The organism is Kitasatospora sp. RG8, assembly GCF_017813315.1.
Classification (GTDB): domain Bacteria; phylum Actinomycetota; class Actinomycetes; order Streptomycetales; family Streptomycetaceae; genus Kitasatospora.
The window spans coordinates 48,523-64,651 of record NZ_JAGIYX010000004.1 but is presented as its reverse complement, the minus strand read 5'-3'; the positions used below and the strand labels follow the sequence as shown (position 1 = coordinate 64,651).

At 74.0% G+C, this 16,129-nt stretch carries 18 protein-coding genes; 8 read left to right on the top strand and 10 right to left on the bottom strand.

Annotation, left to right across the window (positions count from 1 at the left end; all coding sequences use genetic code 11):
- Positions 1 to 18: 18 nt before the first annotated feature.
- A complete protein-coding gene (locus tag J5Y04_RS07970; protein WP_374105966.1) occupies positions 19 to 972 on the bottom strand; it encodes a DMT family transporter in 954 nt (317 codons plus the stop codon).
- A gap of 122 nt (positions 973 to 1,094) precedes the next feature.
- On the opposite strand from J5Y04_RS07970, the gene J5Y04_RS07965 reads away from it, so the two are divergent.
- The 4 genes from J5Y04_RS07965 (at position 1,095) to J5Y04_RS07950 (ending at position 4,971) form a co-directional block, all read left to right on the top strand.
- A complete protein-coding gene (locus tag J5Y04_RS07965; protein ID WP_209411155.1) occupies positions 1,095 to 1,643 on the top strand; it encodes a hypothetical protein in 549 nt (182 codons plus the stop codon).
- 211 nt (positions 1,644 to 1,854) lie between these two features.
- A complete protein-coding gene (locus J5Y04_RS07960) occupies positions 1,855 to 3,141 on the top strand; it encodes a magnesium transporter MgtE N-terminal domain-containing protein (RefSeq protein WP_148643043.1) in 1,287 nt (428 codons plus the stop codon).
- 67 nt (positions 3,142 to 3,208) lie between these two features.
- Entirely contained in the window at positions 3,209 to 3,754 is a 546-nt protein-coding gene (locus tag J5Y04_RS07955) for a DUF1003 domain-containing protein (protein WP_307853025.1), read from the top strand.
- 56 nt (positions 3,755 to 3,810) lie between these two features.
- Positions 3,811 to 4,971 carry an Mrp/NBP35 family ATP-binding protein gene (locus J5Y04_RS07950; protein ID WP_148643045.1) on the top strand — a complete coding sequence of 387 codons (1,161 nt, stop codon included), beginning with the start codon at positions 3,811 to 3,813 and terminating at the stop codon, positions 4,969 to 4,971.
- Between the two features lie 105 nt (positions 4,972 to 5,076).
- Here J5Y04_RS07950 and J5Y04_RS07945 read toward each other — a convergent pair whose 3' ends face one another.
- The 4 genes from J5Y04_RS07945 to sigE all read right to left on the bottom strand — a co-directional run bounded on the left by J5Y04_RS07945 (position 5,077) and on the right by sigE (position 8,325).
- A complete protein-coding gene (locus tag J5Y04_RS07945; protein ID WP_209411154.1) occupies positions 5,077 to 5,751 on the bottom strand; it encodes a hypothetical protein in 675 nt (224 codons plus the stop codon).
- Positions 5,752 to 5,981: 230 nt separating this feature from the next.
- Positions 5,982 to 6,431 (bottom strand): sec-independent translocase, encoded by a 450-nt coding sequence (locus J5Y04_RS07940; protein ID WP_209411153.1) that lies wholly within the window; start codon positions 6,429 to 6,431, stop codon positions 5,982 to 5,984.
- A 149-nt stretch (positions 6,432 to 6,580) separates the two neighbouring features.
- Positions 6,581 to 7,594, bottom strand: coding sequence for a zf-HC2 domain-containing protein (locus tag J5Y04_RS41470; RefSeq protein ID WP_307852996.1), 1,014 nt, complete (start codon positions 7,592 to 7,594; stop codon positions 6,581 to 6,583).
- Positions 7,591 to 8,325 carry an RNA polymerase sigma factor SigE gene (gene sigE / locus J5Y04_RS07930; RefSeq protein WP_374105975.1) on the bottom strand — a complete coding sequence of 245 codons (735 nt, stop codon included), beginning with the start codon at positions 8,323 to 8,325 and terminating at the stop codon, positions 7,591 to 7,593. The genes J5Y04_RS41470 and sigE overlap by 4 nt, the downstream gene beginning before the upstream one ends.
- 354 nt (positions 8,326 to 8,679) lie before the next feature.
- Between sigE and J5Y04_RS07925 the strand changes: the two genes are divergently transcribed.
- Entirely contained in the window at positions 8,680 to 9,288 is a 609-nt protein-coding gene (locus J5Y04_RS07925; protein WP_241002579.1) for an O-methyltransferase, read from the top strand.
- Between the two features lie 202 nt (positions 9,289 to 9,490).
- Here J5Y04_RS07925 and J5Y04_RS07920 read toward each other — a convergent pair whose 3' ends face one another.
- On the bottom strand, positions 9,491 to 9,658 hold the full coding sequence (locus J5Y04_RS07920; RefSeq protein WP_014137929.1) for a DUF3117 domain-containing protein: 168 nt from the start codon (positions 9,656 to 9,658) through the stop codon (positions 9,491 to 9,493).
- 297 nt (positions 9,659 to 9,955) lie between these two features.
- On the opposite strand from J5Y04_RS07920, the gene J5Y04_RS07915 reads away from it, so the two are divergent.
- On the top strand, positions 9,956 to 10,756 hold the full coding sequence (locus J5Y04_RS07915) for an enoyl-CoA hydratase-related protein (protein WP_209411151.1): 801 nt from the start codon (positions 9,956 to 9,958) through the stop codon (positions 10,754 to 10,756).
- 94 nt (positions 10,757 to 10,850) lie between these two features.
- Here J5Y04_RS07915 and J5Y04_RS07910 read toward each other — a convergent pair whose 3' ends face one another.
- Complete coding sequence (locus J5Y04_RS07910) at positions 10,851 to 11,468, bottom strand: DNA-3-methyladenine glycosylase I (RefSeq protein WP_209411150.1); 618 nt, start codon at positions 11,466 to 11,468, stop codon at positions 10,851 to 10,853.
- On the bottom strand, positions 11,465 to 11,884 hold the full coding sequence (locus tag J5Y04_RS07905) for a DivIVA domain-containing protein (RefSeq protein WP_209411149.1): 420 nt from the start codon (positions 11,882 to 11,884) through the stop codon (positions 11,465 to 11,467). Before J5Y04_RS07905 ends, J5Y04_RS07910 begins: the two co-directional genes overlap by 4 nt.
- A 177-nt stretch (positions 11,885 to 12,061) precedes the next feature.
- Here J5Y04_RS07905 and folP point away from each other — a divergent pair, with 177 nt between their 5' ends.
- The gene (gene folP / locus J5Y04_RS07900; RefSeq protein ID WP_162002536.1) at positions 12,062 to 12,874 is read left to right on the top strand and encodes a dihydropteroate synthase; all 813 of its coding nucleotides are present in this window, start codon (positions 12,062 to 12,064) and stop codon (positions 12,872 to 12,874) included.
- A 25-nt stretch (positions 12,875 to 12,899) separates the two neighbouring features.
- Here folP and J5Y04_RS07895 read toward each other — a convergent pair whose 3' ends face one another.
- Positions 12,900 to 13,709, bottom strand: coding sequence for a TIGR00730 family Rossman fold protein (locus tag J5Y04_RS07895; RefSeq protein WP_209411148.1), 810 nt, complete (start codon positions 13,707 to 13,709; stop codon positions 12,900 to 12,902).
- A gap of 111 nt (positions 13,710 to 13,820) precedes the next feature.
- The gene (gene dapE / locus J5Y04_RS07890) at positions 13,821 to 14,894 is read right to left on the bottom strand and encodes a succinyl-diaminopimelate desuccinylase (protein WP_209411147.1); all 1,074 of its coding nucleotides are present in this window, start codon (positions 14,892 to 14,894) and stop codon (positions 13,821 to 13,823) included.
- 162 nt (positions 14,895 to 15,056) lie between these two features.
- Between dapE and J5Y04_RS07885 the strand changes: the two genes are divergently transcribed.
- Complete coding sequence (locus tag J5Y04_RS07885) at positions 15,057 to 16,091, top strand: hypothetical protein (RefSeq protein WP_148643053.1); 1,035 nt, start codon at positions 15,057 to 15,059, stop codon at positions 16,089 to 16,091.
- Positions 16,092 to 16,129 lie beyond the last annotated feature (38 nt).

The following is a 16,129-nucleotide window of genomic DNA, read 5'->3' as shown; positions in this document are numbered from 1 at the left end:
GCGGACCCCGCCCGGACGCTACCTGCGGCCGCCGCGGGCGACCAGGACCAGGCCGAGCAGGATCAGCACCACCGCCGGGTAGGCGGCCGCCGGGGGCCACTGGCCGAGCCAGAGCGCCGCGATCAGCGCCGCCCCCGGGGTCTCCAGCAGGATCGCGGTGGAGGTGACGGACGGGCCCAGGGTGCGCACCACCCGGTTGCTCAGCGAGTGGCCGAGCAGCTGGGCGGTGATCATCAGTAGGAGGATCTGCCACCAGACCCCGGCCGGCCAGCCGCCCATCGGCGTCCCGGCGGCCAGGCAGATCGCCAGCAGCACCACCGCCGTGGTGGCGTAGCAGACCAGGGTGTACGCGGTGGTGCTGACGGTCTTGCGGACCTCGGCGCCCAGCAGCATGTACCCGGCCGCCGCGAGACCCGCGCCGAGCGCCAGCGCGTCGCCGAGCAGGGCGCGCGGCGACAGCGACATGTCGACGCCGGTGAGCACCAGCACCCCGGCGAAGGCCACCGCCATGCCGATCCAGACCAGCCGGGGCGCCCGCACCCCGGACAACCGCATCAGCAAGATCGTCCAGAGCGGGGTGGTGGTCACCAGCGCGGTCGCCGAGGCCACCGAGGTCATCCGCAGGCTCGGCATCCAGAGCGCGAAGTGCACGGCGAGCAGCGCGCCGGCCGCCGCCGCCAGCAGCAGCGCCCGGCGGCCGATCCCGCGCAGCTCGGCGCGGTGCCGCAGCAGCGCGTACGGGCCGAGCACGCCCACCGACATGACGTTGCGCCAGAACGCGATCGCCAGCGCGGGGGCCGCGGTGGCGCTGATCAGCGGCGCGGAGAGCGAGATGCCGGAGACGGAGACGGCGAGCAGCACCAGGTCGATCTTGGGGAGCGGGTGCGGGGGCACCGCGCCGGCCGGGCCGCAGGCGGTGCGGCCGGGGTCGGCGGAGGCGGGGGCGGCGGTCGCGGGCCGGGCGGCGGGCACAGCGCTCCTCTGGCTCGTGGCGGATGGGGCGGCTCCTAAGGTAAGGCCCGTGCGGCCATCACGGAACTGTCGCCCGACGGGTGAGACATCCCGCGGACGCCCCAGGCCTTACGCTGTCCGCCATGGACCGTACGCCTGCCGCAGCCGCGACCGCCGACGACTTCCTCGACCGGGCCCTGCTGGAGGAGGCCGCGAAGAAGTCCGGCCTGCTCTGGGTGCGCGCGGACGGCCAGGAGCACGGCCGGGCGCTCTGGCACGCCTGGCACGACGGCGCGGTCGTGGTGGTCGGCGACGGCGGCGAACAGCCGCTGCACGGGCTGACCGCCGGCGGCGGCGCGGTGGTGACCGTCCGCAGCAAGGACAAGGGCGGCCGGCTGACCGGCTGGCCGGCCCGGGTGACCGAACTCGCCCCGGGCGGGGAGGCCTGGCTCGGCGCCGTCGAGGAGCTCAAGGGCAAGCGGCTGAACGCGCCCGACACCGACACCATCACCGACCGCTGGGCCCGCGAGTGCCGGGTGCTGCGGCTGGAACCGGCCGGCGGGCTGACCGAGCGCCCCGGCGCCATGCCGGACGCCTCGCACGCCGCCGTCCCCATGCCCACCACCGCCACCACCCGGCTGCCGATCCCGGCCGGGCTGCCGAAGCTGCTCCTCAAGCGCCGCAAGGGCTGAGCCGCACCTCCCCCGGACGGGAGGCCGGCCGGACCGGATCTCCCCGTGCGGGCGCGGGCCGGCTCCCCCGCAGGTCACGGGCCCCGGCCGCGGGCCCGTGGCCGACCGTGCCTCGCCGGGCCGCGCCGCAGGCGCCCGGGTAGCCTAGGCCGCGGGGCGCCCCGCCGCGCCCGTCAGGGCGTCGAACAGGTCGAACGAGTCGAGGGAGTCCATGGCAGGGGCAGGCAGCCGGGTCTTCATCTCGCACCTCTCCGGCGTCGCCGTCTTCGACCCGAACGGCGACCAGGTCGGCCGGGTCCGCGACGTGGTGGTCTCGCTCCGCCTCGGCGGCCGCCCGCCCCGGGTGCTCGGGCTGGTGGTCGAGGTGATCGGCCGGCGCCGGATCTTCCTGCCGATGACCAGGGTCACCAGCCTGGAGTCCGGCCAGGTGCTCACCACCGGCGTGGTCAACATGCGCCGCTTCGAACAGCGCCCGTCCGAGACCCTCGTCCTCGGCGAACTGCTGGACCGCACCGTCACCTGGAGCAAGACCGGCCAGGAGGTCACCGTCCTGGACGTCGCGATGGTGCAGTCCCGGCTGCGCGAGTGGGAGATCAGCAAGGTCTTCGTCCAGATCGGCCGGGTCGGCCGGCTGCGCAAGGCCAAGCGCGAGACGCTCACCCTCGACTGGCAGGACGTCACCGGCTTCGCCCTCCCCGAGGAGGACCAGGGCGCCGCCAACCTGCTGGCGACCTTCGACCAGCTGCGCCCCGCCGACCTCGCCAACGTCATGCACCACCTCTCCTCCAAGCGCCGCGCCGAGGTGGCCGCCGCACTGGACGACGAGCGGCTCGCCGACGTGCTGGAGGAGCTGCCCGAGGACGACCAGGTCGAGATCATCGGCAAGCTGAAGGACGAACGGGCCGCGGACGTCCTGGAGGCGATGGACCCGGACGACGCCGCCGACCTGCTCTCCGAACTGCCCGGCGACGAGGCCGAACGACTGCTCCAGCTGATGGAGCCGGACGAGGCCGAGCCGGTCCGCCGCCTGCTGAAGTACGAGGAGAACACCGCCGGCGGTCTGATGACCACCGAGCCGATCGTCCTGGAACCGGACGCCACCGTGGCCGAGGCGCTGGCCCGCGTGCGGGTCGCCGACAACAAGCCGGCCCTGGCCGCCCAGGTCTTCGTCTGCCGCCCACCGAACGAGACCCCGACCGGCAAGTACCTGGGCACCGTGCACTTCCAGCGACTGCTCCGCGAGCCCCCGTACACCCTGGTCGGCTCGCTGGTGGACGACGACCTGGACCCGCTGCCGCCGGACACCCCGCTGCCGCTGATCACCAGTTACCTGGCGACGTACAACATGGTCGCCGCCCCCGTGGTCGACGAGGCCGACCACCTGGTCGGCGCGGTGACCGTCGACGACGTCCTCGACCACCTGCTGCCCGAGGACTGGCGCGAGGCCGCCCTGCACGGGCCCGCCGACGAGAGAGAGGCGACCGCCGGTGGACGCTGACCGCAAGGGCCGCCGGGACGACACGCCCCGCCAGCGCCTCCAGGGCGAGCTGCGCCAGCTGCGCGAGGTGCGCGCCCGTGAACGCGGCCGCACCCAGCGCACCGAGCCCGTCATCACCGGAACCGGCCGCACCCGGCTCGACCAGCCGCGCACCACCCGCCCGGGCCTGATCACCCTGCCGACGTACGACCCGGAGGCCTTCGGCAAGCTCTCCGAGCGGATCGCGCGCTTCCTCGGCACCGGGCGCTTCATCGTCTGGATGACGATCGTGGTGGTCGTCTGGGTGGGCTGGAACACCCTGCTCCCGGACGAGGTGCACTTCGACGACTACCCGTTCATCTTCCTCACCCTGGTGCTCTCGCTCCAGGCCTCGTACGCGGCGCCGCTGATCCTGCTGGCGCAGAACCGCCAGGACGACCGGGACCGCGTCAACATGGAGCAGGACCGTGCCCGCAGCGACCGCAACATCGCCGACACCGAGTACCTGACCCGCGAGGTGGCCGCCCTGCGCCAGGGCCTGGGCGAGGTCGCCACCCGCGACTTCCTCCGCTCCGAACTCCAGTCCCTGCTCAAGGAGATCGACGAGCGCCGGGACGCCTCCGAGGTGCTGTGACCGGCGGCACGCTACCGCCGGGTTAAGTGGTACGCCCGGAGCCGTACCATCAAGGCATGGCCAACGAGACAGAGGTCGCGGCCGGCGTAACGGAGGAGTCCGTACGCCAGGCGCTGGCGACCGTCAACGACCCGGAGATCAACCGCCCGATCACCGAGATCGGCATGGTGAAATCGGTCGAGATCGCCGAGGGCGGCGCGGTGCGCGTCGCGGTCTACCTGACGGTCTCCGGCTGCCCCATGCGCGACACCATCGTCACCCGCGTCCGCGAGGCGGTCGGCAGGGTCCCCGGTGTGACCGGGGTCGAGGTGGAGCTCGACGTGATGAGCGACGAGCAGCGCAAGGAGCTCTCCCAGCTGCTGCGCGGCGGTGCCCCCGAGCGCGAGATCCCGTTCGCCAAGCCCGGCACGCTGACCCGCGTCTACGCGGTCGCCTCCGGCAAGGGCGGCGTCGGCAAGTCCTCGGTGACGGTGAACCTGGCGGCCGCGATGGCCGCGGACGGCCTGAAGGTCGCCGTGGTGGACGCCGACATCTACGGCCACAGCGTGCCGCGGATGCTGGGCGTCGAGGGCCGGCCCACCCAGGTCCAGGACATGATCATGCCGCCGCAGGCGAACGGCGTGAAGGTCATCTCGATCGGCATGTTCACCCCGGGCAACGCCCCCGTGGTCTGGCGCGGCCCGATGCTGCACCGCGCGCTCCAGCAGTTCCTCGCCGACGTGTACTGGGGCGACCTCGACGTCCTGCTGCTGGACCTGCCGCCCGGCACCGGCGACATCGCGATCTCGGTGGCCCAGCTCGTCCCCAACGCCGAGATCCTGATCGTCACCACCCCGCAGATGGCCGCGGCCGAGGTGGCCGAGCGGGCCGGCACCATCGCGGTGCAGACCCACCAGAAGATCGTCGGCGTGATCGAGAACATGTCCGGCATGCCCTGCCCGCACTGCGACGAGATGATCGACGTGTTCGGCACCGGCGGTGGCCAGACCGTCGCCGACGCGCTCACCCGGACCGTCGGCGCCACCGTCCCGGTGCTCGGCTCCATCCCCATCGACGTCCGCCTGCGCGAGGGCGGCGACGACGGCCGCCCCGTCGTGCTCGCCGCCCCCGACTCCCCGGCCGGCGCCGCACTGCGCGCCGTCGCCGGCAAGCTCGGCGGCCGCCAGCGCGGCCTCTCGGGCCTCTCCCTGGGGCTCACCCCGAAGAACAAGTTCTGACGGGCACCAGCCCCGGACGGAACGGGCGACGGGCCGGACGGTGGAGAACCGTCCGGCCCGTCGCGCCGTTGGGGGCCGGTCCCGGGGCCGGCGTGGGGGTCGGTCTCAGGGGCGGGTGTAGGCGCTGAGGTCGGGGACGGTCGAGAAGCCCGCTCCGTAGGCGCTGACGCCGCGCCCGTAGGCGCCGAGCAGGACGCCGGGGGCCTCGCCGGCGAGCACCCAGCCGTACTCCGACTCGCGGTAGCGGAAGGGCTGCGGCAGGCCGTTCACCGGCAGGCTGAGGGTGGACCAGCCGGGGCCGGCCAGGTCGTCGGCGAGGTCCCAGGCGAGCGCGGACTGCTGGTCGAGCCAGTCCTGGCGCAGCGCGCGGTCCAGCTGGCCGGGCCAGGTCGAGGCGAGCAGGCCGGAGCCGGCCAGCCAGGCCGCGGAGGAGGCGGACGTCGCCTCCAGGGTGCCGGTGTTGTCGGCGCTGCGGCGGCTCTCCCGGCGGGCGACCGTGACGACGACGGCGAACCTGCGCACGTCGCGCGGCTCGTACTGCCTGGCCGGCTCCTCGCCGTGGCCGAGCGTGCCGTAGTCGACGCTGCCGCCCGCACCGGCCCGCGGGCCCCCGGCGCCGGCCTGCATCAGGTAGCGACGGCCGGTCCAGCCGTCGTCCAGGCCGTACCAGGGGAAGTCCGCCGACAGGTAGGGCACCAGCGGGTCCGCCGGGCCGGCCTGGCCGCCGACCACCCGGCCACCGGCCGTGGCCGTCCCCACCGCATGACTCGTCGCGTCCATCCCCGGGCCTCCTCAACCTACGTATCCCTGCCGCAGCGCGCTCCCATCGTGGCGTACCGCGACGTCTCCGCCGTGCGTCTTCGGTCCACAGGGGACCGGAAGTGACCGACGGCACAGCGGGGACAATCAGCACAATAGCGGCGCGAACGCCACCGCCCCGCTCAGCCGTGCGGCCGGGCGGGGCGGTGGTGTCGCCGGAGAGGAGGCCCGGCGGACGGCCGGGTGACGGCTCAGGTGGCGTCGGGGTCGAACGGGGGGCGCTCGCCGGGCTGGAGCGGAGCGCCCGCGGAGGCGGCCGCCGGGGCCGCGGCGGAGGACTTGTCCATGCTGACCGTGCCGGTGCGGCCGTGGCCGTTCACCGTGGCGGCGGGCTTGTCGTCCAGCACCGAGCGGATGTCGAGGCCGTCCCGCATCTCCTTGAGGCCCAGCGGGTCCTCGTTGCCGCCCATGAGCTGCTTGCGGACGAAGGTCTTGGGGTGGAGGTCCTCGAACTCGAAGTCCTTGAACTCGGGGCCCAGCTCGCTGCGGATGTCCTCCTTCGCGTTGTCGGCGAAGGACCGGATCTTGCGGATGAAGCCCATGGTGTCCTGGATCAGCTTCGGCAGCTTGTCCGGACCGAAGATCACGATGGCCATGATGACCAGGGTCAGGACCTCCAGTCCGCCTACGTCGCTGAACACCTAAGCTCCCTCAGCTCGTCGGACAACGGTTCCTAACAGCGTAATGGCCACCGGCGGTTTCGCGGCCCACAGTGTGATGAAGCCGCGGTGAAGAGCCGCCGATGGCCGTGGCCGGGGCGCCGGGGTGCGCTCCGGGTGTACGGGAACCGCTAACGGCTCTCGTGGTGCAGACCGGCCAGACCGGAGCTGGGGGTGCGGTCCGGCCCGGGGAGCGGCTGCGCGCTGCGGGTGGCCGCCACCGGGCGGACCGGGAAGTCCACCGGGATCTGCGCGGTCATCGGGACCAGCCCGCCGCTGCGGCCGGTGCCGCCGGGCGGGCTGACCGTGGTGCCGTGCTGGTCCTCGCTCTGCGCGGTGAAGCCGCCGACCCCGCCGAGCGTCACCGCGGCGACCGAGAAGGCACCCGCGGCGGCGAAGACGAAGCGGCGCCCGCGCGGCGGGGCCTGCCGGACCACGGCGGGGCCCGCGGCGGCCGCGGCCGGACCGGCGTGGGCGGAGGCCTCGGGGCGGGCGGCGCGCCGCCCCATCAGCGGGCGCAGCACCGAGCCGCCGCGCCCGAACGCCCTCGGGTCGATCCCCGGCACCGGCGCGTCGGCGCCGAGCGCGCCCGCGCCGAAGGAGGCGCCGGCGCCGCGGCCGAAGGAGCCGCCGTTCAGCCGGCTGCCGCCGAGCGTGCCCCCGGCCGCGGGGAGGCCGCCGCCGGGCAGGTCGTCGTCGTCCCGGCGCGGCCGGTCGGCCGCCGGGGAGCGGTCGCCCGGGAGGTCGTCCGGGAGCGCTCCGACGGCCATCAGCCGGGCCATCAGACCGGAGGACGGGCCGGGGGTGTCGGTACGGGTCAGCAGGTGCTTGACCGCGCGGCCCTCGTCGGCCTCGGCGAGGCACTGCGGACAGGTCGCCAGGTGGGCCTGGACGCGGTCGCGGGAGTCGTGGCCGAGCTCGCCGTCGACGAAGGCGGAGAGCCGCTCCCCGAGGTGGTGCTCCTCGACGGGCTCGGCGGGTCGGACGGCGACCGCGCGCAGCGCGGGCTCACCCGGCAGTGCGGCGGCCGGCGGCACGGGCGCGTCGGTGCCGTCCTGGCCGCGGCGGCCCAGCTGGGGCCAGCCGCTCCGGCGGCCGGTGGGCCTGCCGGTCGCGTCCGGCCCCGGCCGGCCGGTTCCGCTCACGATCGCCTCCGCCCGCGCCCGCCCGGCGCTGCGGGGGCCTCCCCCGCGACGGCGCCCACCGGCACCGGCTCCTCGGAGCCGCCCCGGCGCTCACGGCCGGGGGCCGCGCCGGGGGCGCGGTGCTTGAGCGCGGCACGCAGGTGCGAGCGGCCGCGGTGGATCCGGCTGCGGACGGTGCCGAGCTTGACGCCGAGCGTGGCCGCGATCTCCTCGTAGGAGAGGCCCTCGATGTCGCAGAGCACCACGGCCGCGCGGAACTCGGGGGCCAGGGTGTCCAGCGCCTGCTGGACGTCGGCGTCGAAGTGGGTGTCGCTGAAGTGCTGGGCCGGGCTGGGCTCGCGGCTGGCCAGGCGTTCCGCGGCGTCCTCGCCGAGCGCGTCGAAGCGGATGCGCTGGCGGCGGCGGACCATGTCCAGGAAGAGGTTGGTGGTGATCCGGTGCAACCAGCCCTCGAACGTGCCGGGGGTGTAGGTCGACAACGAACGGAACACCCGGACGAAGACCTCCTGGGTGAGGTCCTCGGCGTCGTGCTGGTTGCCCGTCAGGCGGTACGCGAGGCGGTAGACGCGGGCGCTGTGGGCCTCGACGATCTCCTCCCACGTGGGCGGAGTCCAGGTCTGCGCGTCGGGACCCTCGGCGAAGCTCGCGAGGGCGGCGGGGGCCTCGGTGGTACCGGCGGCCGGCGTCGCGGCGGCCGGCTGGTCCAGGGGGGAGTGCGCAGGCTGGTTCATCACGGGCTTCGGCGTACGGACCGACGTGGTGCTGCGGACGTGCCGCCGCACGGGGACGTCGCCCTCGGCCACACCTCCTCGGTCGGCTCTTCTGCCCAGCAGGGCCACCACCATATCCACCTCACCCGTCAAGCCCGGATAAATGTGCCCGGGGCCGTCAAGCCGGATCACGGGCCGGGGGCGTCGGCTCGCCCGGTCCCTGTCCCACCCAACGGCCCGCCGCCGTACGCGGTTCCCGCCCGGCCAGTAATCTGTGGCAGGAAATATCGACATCCGCTTCGACATCCGCTCCGCGCCGGGCCACCGCCCGGGGCTCCGAAAGAGGCAGCCATCAGCGAGTTCGGGCCCGCCCGCGTGGCCCTCGCCGACACCTACGTCGGCGAGGATGCGGTGCTGACGTACGCCCGGGCACAGTCCGCGCGGACCGGCATCAAGGCGATCGGACCGAGCGGCGGGGCCTGTCTGCGCCTGCTGGCCGCCGCGCTGGACGCCAAGGCGGTGGCCGAGATCGGCACCGGCACGGGTGTCTCCGGGGTCTACCTGCTGCGCGGGATGCGGCCGGACGGCGTGCTCACCACCGTCGACTCCGAACCGGTCCGCCAGCAGCTGGCCCGGGAGGCCTACCAGGCGGCCGGGTTCGCGGCCAACCGGTCGCGGTTCATACCGGGCCGGGCGCTGGAGGTGCTGCCCCGGCTCGCGGACGGCCAGTACGACCTGGTGTTCTGCGACGGGGACCCGGCGGAGTCCCGGGAGTACCTGTCGGAGTCGATGCGGCTGCTGCGGCCGGGCGGCATGGTCTGCTTCGAGGGCGTCTTCCAGGAGGGCCGGCTGGCCGAGCCCGAGCTCCAGGACCCGCAGACCCACGCGGTGCGGGACCTCGTGCGGGACGTCCGGGAGAGCGAGTCGCTGCTGCCGGCGCTGCTGCCGGTCTCCGACGGGCTGCTCTGCGCGGTGAAGCGCTAGAGCCCGGGCCGTCCGGCGGTCCGCGCTGGTCCGGCTGGTCCGGCTGGTCCGGCTGGTCCGGCCACAGCCCGGGTCGCGCAGGCCCGGGTTCCTTGCAGGCCCAGTTCCTTGCAGGCCCGGGAACCACAGAGCCCGGGCCGACGAATTCGTCGTACCCGGGCCCGGCAGCACATCTCAAGGAGATGGCGAGCACCCGCTGCGGTCAGCCGCAGGCCTTCTTGAGGGCCTCGCCGAGGGCGTCGGCCTCGTCAGGCGTGAGCTCCACCACAAGGCGTCCGCCGCCTTCGAGCGGAACGCGCATGATGATGCCCCGCCCCTCTTTGGTGACTTCGAGCGGGCCGTCACCCGTCCGCGGCTTCATGGCCGCCATGCTCGTTCCCCTTCCTGCAACCGCTCAGCTACGCACCGGCAGTCCGTCCACCGCCGGTATCGAACGCATTGATCGGAAGCCATTATCCCGCATGCCACGGCCTGATGACCAACATCACTCTCGGTGCAACCAGGGCCGGACCGGCCCCAAGCGGCACATTTCCCGCCATAAGCCCCGGCGCGGCGCCGGTCCGTACGTCACCGGAAGGTGCGATACCTCACACTCCCCACCCGGCCGCGTGCTCCGGCATCCTGACACAGGACCGACCCGTGACGATCACAAGGGAGCCCCTCGCCCATGTCCGATTCCGTGCTGTACGAGCTCGACGGCGGCCTGGCCGTCATCACCATCAACCGTCCCGAGGCGATGAACGCCCTGGACGTCGCGACCAAGGTGGCGCTGCGGGACACCGTGACCGCCGCGGCCGACGACCCGGCGGTGCGGGCGGTGCTGCTGACCGGGGCCGGCGAACGGGCCTTCTGCGTCGGGCAGGACCTCAAGGAGCACCTCGGGCTGCTGAAGCGCGCCGAGGAGACCGGCGAGGGCGCGCTGAAGACCGTCGCCGAACACTACAACCCGCTGATGCGGGCGCTGGCCGGGATGCGCAAGCCGACCGTGGCGGCCGTCGGCGGCGTGGCCGCGGGCGCGGGCGCCTCGCTGGCCTTCGCCTGCGACTTCCGGATCATCTCGGACACGGCCGGCTTCAACACCGCCTTCGCCGGGATCGCGCTGACCGCCGACTCGGGCGCCTCCTGGACGCTGCCCCGGCTGGTCGGGCACGCCAAGGCGACCGAGCTGCTGATGCTGCCGCGCACGGTGAAGGCCACCGAGGCGATGGAGCTGGGCCTGGCCACCAAGGTCGTCCCGGCCGCCGAGCTGGCCGCCACCGCGCGGGTCTTCGCCAAGGAGCTGGCAGACGGCCCGACGGTGGCGCTCGGCGCGATCAAGGAGTCGCTGGCGTACGGCGCCTCGCACTCGCTGGACGAGCTGCTCGACAAGGAGGACGAGCTCCAGACCATGGCGGGCGAGAGCGAGGACCACCGGATCGCGGTCCGCGCGTTCATCGCCAAGGAGAAGCCGAAGTACCTGGGCCGATAGGACTCCGGGCCCTCCAGCCCCTCAGGGCTCCAGCCCCTCAGGGCTCCGGCCCCTCGGGACTCCAGGCCCTCCGGCCCCTCGGGGCTCCGGGCCGTCAGGACTTCCGGGACTCCCCGGCGCCCCGGCCGCCGTCGACGGCCTGGCGGACGTGGCAGTCCGCCAGGTGGTCGTCGACCAGCCCGCAGGCCTGCATCAGCGCGTACGCGGTGGTCGGGCCGACGAAGCGGAAGCCGGCCTTCTTGAGCGCCTTCGCCAGGGCCGTCGACTCGGGCGTCACGGCCGGCACCTCGTCCAGCGTGCGGGGGGCCGGCCGGTCCGGGTCGCCGGCGTACTGCCAGATCAACGCGTCCAGGCCGCCGTCGAGTTCGAGGGCGACCCTGGCGTTGGCCACGGCCGCCTCGATCTTGGCGCGGTTGCGGATGATGCCGGTGTCGCCGAGCAGCCGCTCGACGTCCGCCGGGCCGAACTCGGCGACCTTGGCGATCTCGAAGCCGGCGAAGGCGGCACGGAAGCCCTCGCGGCGGCGCAGGATGGTGAGCCAGGACAGCCCGGACTGGAAGGCCTCCAGGCAGACCCGCTCGAACAGCGCGTCGTCGCCGTGCACCGGGCGGCCCCACTCGGTGTCGTGGTAGACCCGGTAGTCGTCCGTCGAGTCGCCCCAGGCGCAGCGGCGCAGCCCGTCCGGGCCGACCGGGGCGCCGTCCGCGGTCACTGGTCCGCCGCCGGCTTCACGTCCTCGGGCTGCTTGGTGAGGTTCGCGGGCTCGACCACCTTGGCGAACTCCTCCAGGCCGGGGAGCGGTTCGGCGCCGGAGTCCGGGCCGCCGGTCGCCTCGACGGCGCCGCGCACCGCCGCGACGGCCTCCAGCTCCGCGATCCGGGCGTCCCGGTAAGCGAGTTCGGCGCCCAGGCGGTCGAGGACGTCGTCCACCTCGTCCATCCGGTAGCCGCGGACGGCCATCGGCAGCCTGATGCCGTCCACGTCGTCCTGGCTCAGCGGACGGTCCTGCGGAAGCCTGGCGGCGATCCGGTCCTGTACCGCCTCCGGCAGCGAGCCGCCCCCGCCGAGCGCCACCAGCGCGGCGCCGCCGACCACCACGGCCATGGCCACCACGATCACCCAGAACACGTGCTGTCCTCCCGAAATTTCCGGTCGGCCCCCGGTACGGGTGCCCGTCTGTCCGATCATGACAGCATGGTTCCCGAGAGGCCGGGGGCCATCATCGCACCCGCAGCAGCTGTGGAGGAGACATCGGTGGCACTGCGCCTGGGACCACGGGAATTCGGTGACGACGAGCTGGTGATCATGGCGATCGTCAACCGCACGCCCGACTCGTTCTTCGACAAGGGGGCCACCTTCGCCGACGAGGCCGCGTTCGCCGCCGCCGACCGCGCGGTGGCCGAGGGCGCCGCGATCCTCGACATCGGCGGGGTGAAGGCCGGGCCGGGCGACGAGGTGACGGTCGAGGAGGAGCTGCGCCGCACCGTGCCCTTCGTCGCGGAGCTGCGCAAGCGCCACCCGGAGGCCGTGATCAGCGTGGACACCTGGCGGCACGAGGTCGGCGAGGCGGTCTGCGAGGCCGGTGCGGACCTGCTGAACGACGCCTGGGGCGGGGTGGACCCGAAGCTCGCCGAGGTGGCCGCCCGTCACGACGTCGGCCTGGTCTGCACCCACGCGGGCGGTGCCGAGCCGCGTACCCGGCCGCACCGGGTCGGCTACGAGGACGTGATGGCGGACATCCTGCGGGTGACGGTCGGGCTGGCCGAGCGCGCGGTGGAGCTGGGCGTGCGGCGGGACGCGGTGATCATCGACCCGGGGCACGACTTCGGCAAGAACACCCGGCACTCGCTGGAGGCGACCCGGCGGCTGCCGGAGATGACCGCGACCGGGTTCCCGGTGCTGGTCTCGCTCTCCAACAAGGACTTCGTCGGCGAGACGCTGGACAAGCCGGTGAACGAGCGGCTGCTCGGCACCCTGGCCACCACCGCCGTCTCGGCCTGGCTGGGCGCGCAGGTCTACCGGGTGCACCAGGTGGCGCAGACCCGGCAGGTGCTGGACATGGTCGCCTCGATCCGGGGCACCCGCCCCCCGGCGGTGGCCCGCCGGGGGCTGGCGTGACGCCCTGGGCGGTGCCAGGGCGTCCCTAGATCTCGTTCACCGGCCGGCGGGCGTCGGCGAGGATCTTCATGACCTCGTCGATGTCGTCGGTGATGTGGAACAGCTCCAGGTCGTGCGGGGCCGCCTTGCCCTGCGCGACCAGCGTGTTCTTCAGCCAGTCGACCAGGCCGCCCCAGTACTCGCTGCCGAACAGGATCACCGGGAACCGGGTGACCTTCTTCGTCTGGACCAGGGTCAGCGCCTCGAACAGCTCGTCCAGCGTGCCGAGGCCGCCGGGCAGCACCACGAAGCCCTGCGAGTACTTCACGAACATCGTCTTGCGGACGAAGAAGTAACGGAAGTTCAGCCCGAGGTCGACGAACTCGTTGAGCCCCTGCTCGAAGGGCAGCTCGATGCCGAGGCCGACGCTCAGGCCGCCGGCGTCCGAGGCACCGCGGTTGGCCGCCTCCATCGCCCCGGGACCGCCGCCGGTGATCACCGCGTAGCCGGCCTCGGCCAGTGCCCGGCCGATGGCCACGCCGGCCGCGTACTCGGGCGAGTCGACCGCCGTCCGGGCCGAGCCGAAGACGCTGATCGCGGGCGGGAGTTCGGCGAGCGCGCCGAAACCCTCGACGAACTCGGAGGTGATCCGCAGGACCCGCCACGGATCGGTGTGGAGCCAGTCGGTCGGGCCCGTGGTGTCCAGCAGGCGCTGGTCCGTCGTGCTCTCGCCGACCTGGTCCCGGCGCACCAGCACCGGACCCTTCTGCTTCTCGGGCCATGCCTTCTTCGGGCGCGGCTCGCCCACCCGCTCGGGACCGTGACCGTAGTGCTTTTCGTCTCCAGTGCCTGTCATGACGAAACCCTACGCCCGTTGATCCCGGTTTTCAGGCAACGGTGGAAGGTCGGTTGGGCGACCGGAAGATGGCGTTCAGCTGCCGCTCCTCCGGTCCACCCGTCGGACCGGTCAGCTGGTCAGCCAGGCGCGGAGCCGGTCCTCGGTCTCGGCGATGGCCGTGAGCGAGCAGTGCTCCTCGCGCTTGTGCGCCAGGTTCGGGTCGCCGGGGCCGTAGTTGACCGCGGGGACGCCGAGCGCGCTGAACCGGGCGACGTCGGTCCAGCCGAACTTGGCCCGGGCGACGCCCCCGGTCGCGGCCAGGAAGGCCTGCGCGGCGGGCTGGGCGAGGCCGGGCAGCGCCCCCGGCGCGGAGTCGGTGACGACCACCTCGAAGCCGTCGAAGACCTCGCGGACGTGCTTCTCGGCCTCCGCCTCGCTGCGGTCCGGCGCGTAGCGGAAGTTGACCGTCACCACGCACTCGTCGGGGATCACGTTGCCGGCCACGCCGCCGTCGATGCGCACGGCGTTGAGGCCCTCGCGGTACTCCAGGCCGTCGATCTCCACCCGGCGGGGCTCGTACGCCGCGAGCCGGGCGAGCACCTCGGCGGCGTGGTGGATGGCGTTGTCGCCGAGCCAGCTGCGGGCCGCGTGGGCGCGCACGCCGGTCAGCCGGACCTGCACCCGCAGGGTGCCCTGGCAGCCGCCCTCGACGGTGGCGCCGCTGGGCTCCATCAGCACGGCGAAGTCGGCGGCCAGCCAGTCCGGGTGTTCCTTGGCCAGGTGGCCGAGGCCGTTGCGGTGGGCCTCCACCTCCTCGCAGTCGTAGAAGACGTAGGTGAGGTCCCGGTTGGGCTCGGGCAGGGTCGCGGCCAGCCGGAGCTGGACGGCGACGCCGGACTTCATGTCGGAGGTGCCGCAGCCGTAGAGCAGGTCGCCCTCGACGTAGGACGGCACGTTGTCGGCGATCGGCACGGTGTCCAGGTGGCCGGCGAGCAGGACGCGTTCGGCGCGGCCCAGGTTCGTCCGGGCGACGACGTTGTTGCCGTACCGGTCGACGGTGAGGTGCGGGTAGGCCCGCAGGGCGGTCTCCACGGCGTCGGCGAGCGCCTGCTCGTCGCCGCTGACCGACGGGAAGTCGACGAGCCGGGCGGTCAGCGCACCGCCGTCGAGGGTGAGGTCCAGGGGCGTCTTCGGGCTGCTCATGGTCGTCCAGCCTAGTCCCGCGGGCGGTGGCGGCCGTGAACCGCGGGCGGGTGGGGCGGTGGTCGCGGACGGCGCCGCCGCGAATCCGAGAACCGCGGGCGCCGCACATCCGTCCGAGTGGGTACGGTGTCGGAGCAGAAAGCACGGTGGAGAGGGGCGGCGGTGGCCAGGAAGAGGAGCGGCGGGCAGGGCGGCGACACGACGCCCGGGCGGCGCCGCAGGCCGCTGCGCGCGGTGCTGATCGGGCTGGTGGTGCTCGCGGTCGTCGCCGTGGGCCTGTTCTGGCTGCGCGACCAGAAGCTGCTGACGCCCGAGGGCTGCAGGGTGAAGACGGCGGCCGGCGAGGGCACGCTCGAAGTCCCGCAGGCGGCCAACGCGGCGACGATCGCCGCCGTGGCCCACGCCCGCGGCCTCCCGGACCGGGCGGTGACCATCTCGCTGGCGACCGCGATGCAGGAGTCCAAGATCCGCAACCTGACCGGCGGCGACCGGGACTCGGTCGGCCTGTTCCAGCAGCGGCCCTCGCAGGGCTGGGGTACCGCACAGCAGATCAGCGACCCGGTCTACGCGACCAACAAGTTCCTGGACGGCCTGGTCAAGGTCCCCGGCTACACCCGGCTGCCGCTGACCGACGCGGCCCAGCAGGTGCAGAAGAGCGGCTACCCGCAGGCGTACGCCAAGCACGAGACCAAGGCGACCCTGCTGGCCTCCGCGCTGACCGGCCGCGAGGCGGCCTCGCTCAACTGCGTGGTGCACGACTTCGCCGAGCCGGACCCGGACGACACCGCCTCGGCGGCCGCGTCCGCATCGGCCGTTCCCGCCGCCGCGGCCTCCGCCACCCCGGCCGGCCGGCCGGACCGGGCGCAGGTGCTCAGCGACCGGGTGCGCCGCGAGTTCGGCCGCACGGTGTCGCCGGCCACCGGCTACTCCTCCTCCATCAAGGGCGCCGAGAGCGCCGTCTCGCTCACCCCGGACCCGGCCGCCAGCACCGACGCCGGCCCGGACGCCGAGCGCGAGAACGGCTGGGCGGTGGCGCACTGGGCGGTGGCGCAGGCGCAGCAGCTGGGCATCGAGACGGTCGCGTACGACGGGAAGATCTGGCGCAAGGCCAAGTCCGAGGACGGCTGGAAGCCGCAGCCGACCGGCACCTCGACCAAGCTGGTGCTGGTCTCGCTGGCGGGACCGGCGAAGGCGTAGCCGCGCCGGCGGCGGGGGCGCTGCGCCCGTCCGCGAGG

What these genes read in the sequence shown, in the direction of transcription:
- J5Y04_RS07895 (WP_209411148.1), bottom strand. Translation starts at nt 13,709, where the DNA reads ATGACAGGCACTGGAGACGAAAAGCACTACGGTCACGGTCCCGAGCGG.
- J5Y04_RS07950 (WP_148643045.1), top strand. Translation starts at nt 3,811, where the DNA reads ATGGCCAACGAGACAGAGGTCGCGGCCGGCGTAACGGAGGAGTCCGTA.
- J5Y04_RS07915 (WP_209411151.1), top strand. Translation starts at nt 9,956, where the DNA reads ATGTCCGATTCCGTGCTGTACGAGCTCGACGGCGGCCTGGCCGTCATC.
- dapE (WP_209411147.1), bottom strand. Translation starts at nt 14,894, where the DNA reads ATGAGCAGCCCGAAGACGCCCCTGGACCTCACCCTCGACGGCGGTGCG.
- sigE (WP_374105975.1), bottom strand. Translation starts at nt 8,325, where the DNA reads ATGAACCAGCCTGCGCACTCCCCCCTGGACCAGCCGGCCGCCGCGACG.
- J5Y04_RS07960 (WP_148643043.1), top strand. Translation starts at nt 1,855, where the DNA reads ATGGCAGGGGCAGGCAGCCGGGTCTTCATCTCGCACCTCTCCGGCGTC.
- J5Y04_RS07965 (WP_209411155.1), top strand. Translation starts at nt 1,095, where the DNA reads ATGGACCGTACGCCTGCCGCAGCCGCGACCGCCGACGACTTCCTCGAC.
- J5Y04_RS07945 (WP_209411154.1), bottom strand. Translation starts at nt 5,751, where the DNA reads ATGGACGCGACGAGTCATGCGGTGGGGACGGCCACGGCCGGTGGCCGG.
- folP (WP_162002536.1), top strand. Translation starts at nt 12,062, where the DNA reads ATGGCGATCGTCAACCGCACGCCCGACTCGTTCTTCGACAAGGGGGCC.
- J5Y04_RS07920 (WP_014137929.1), bottom strand. Translation starts at nt 9,658, where the DNA reads ATGGCGGCCATGAAGCCGCGGACGGGTGACGGCCCGCTCGAAGTCACC.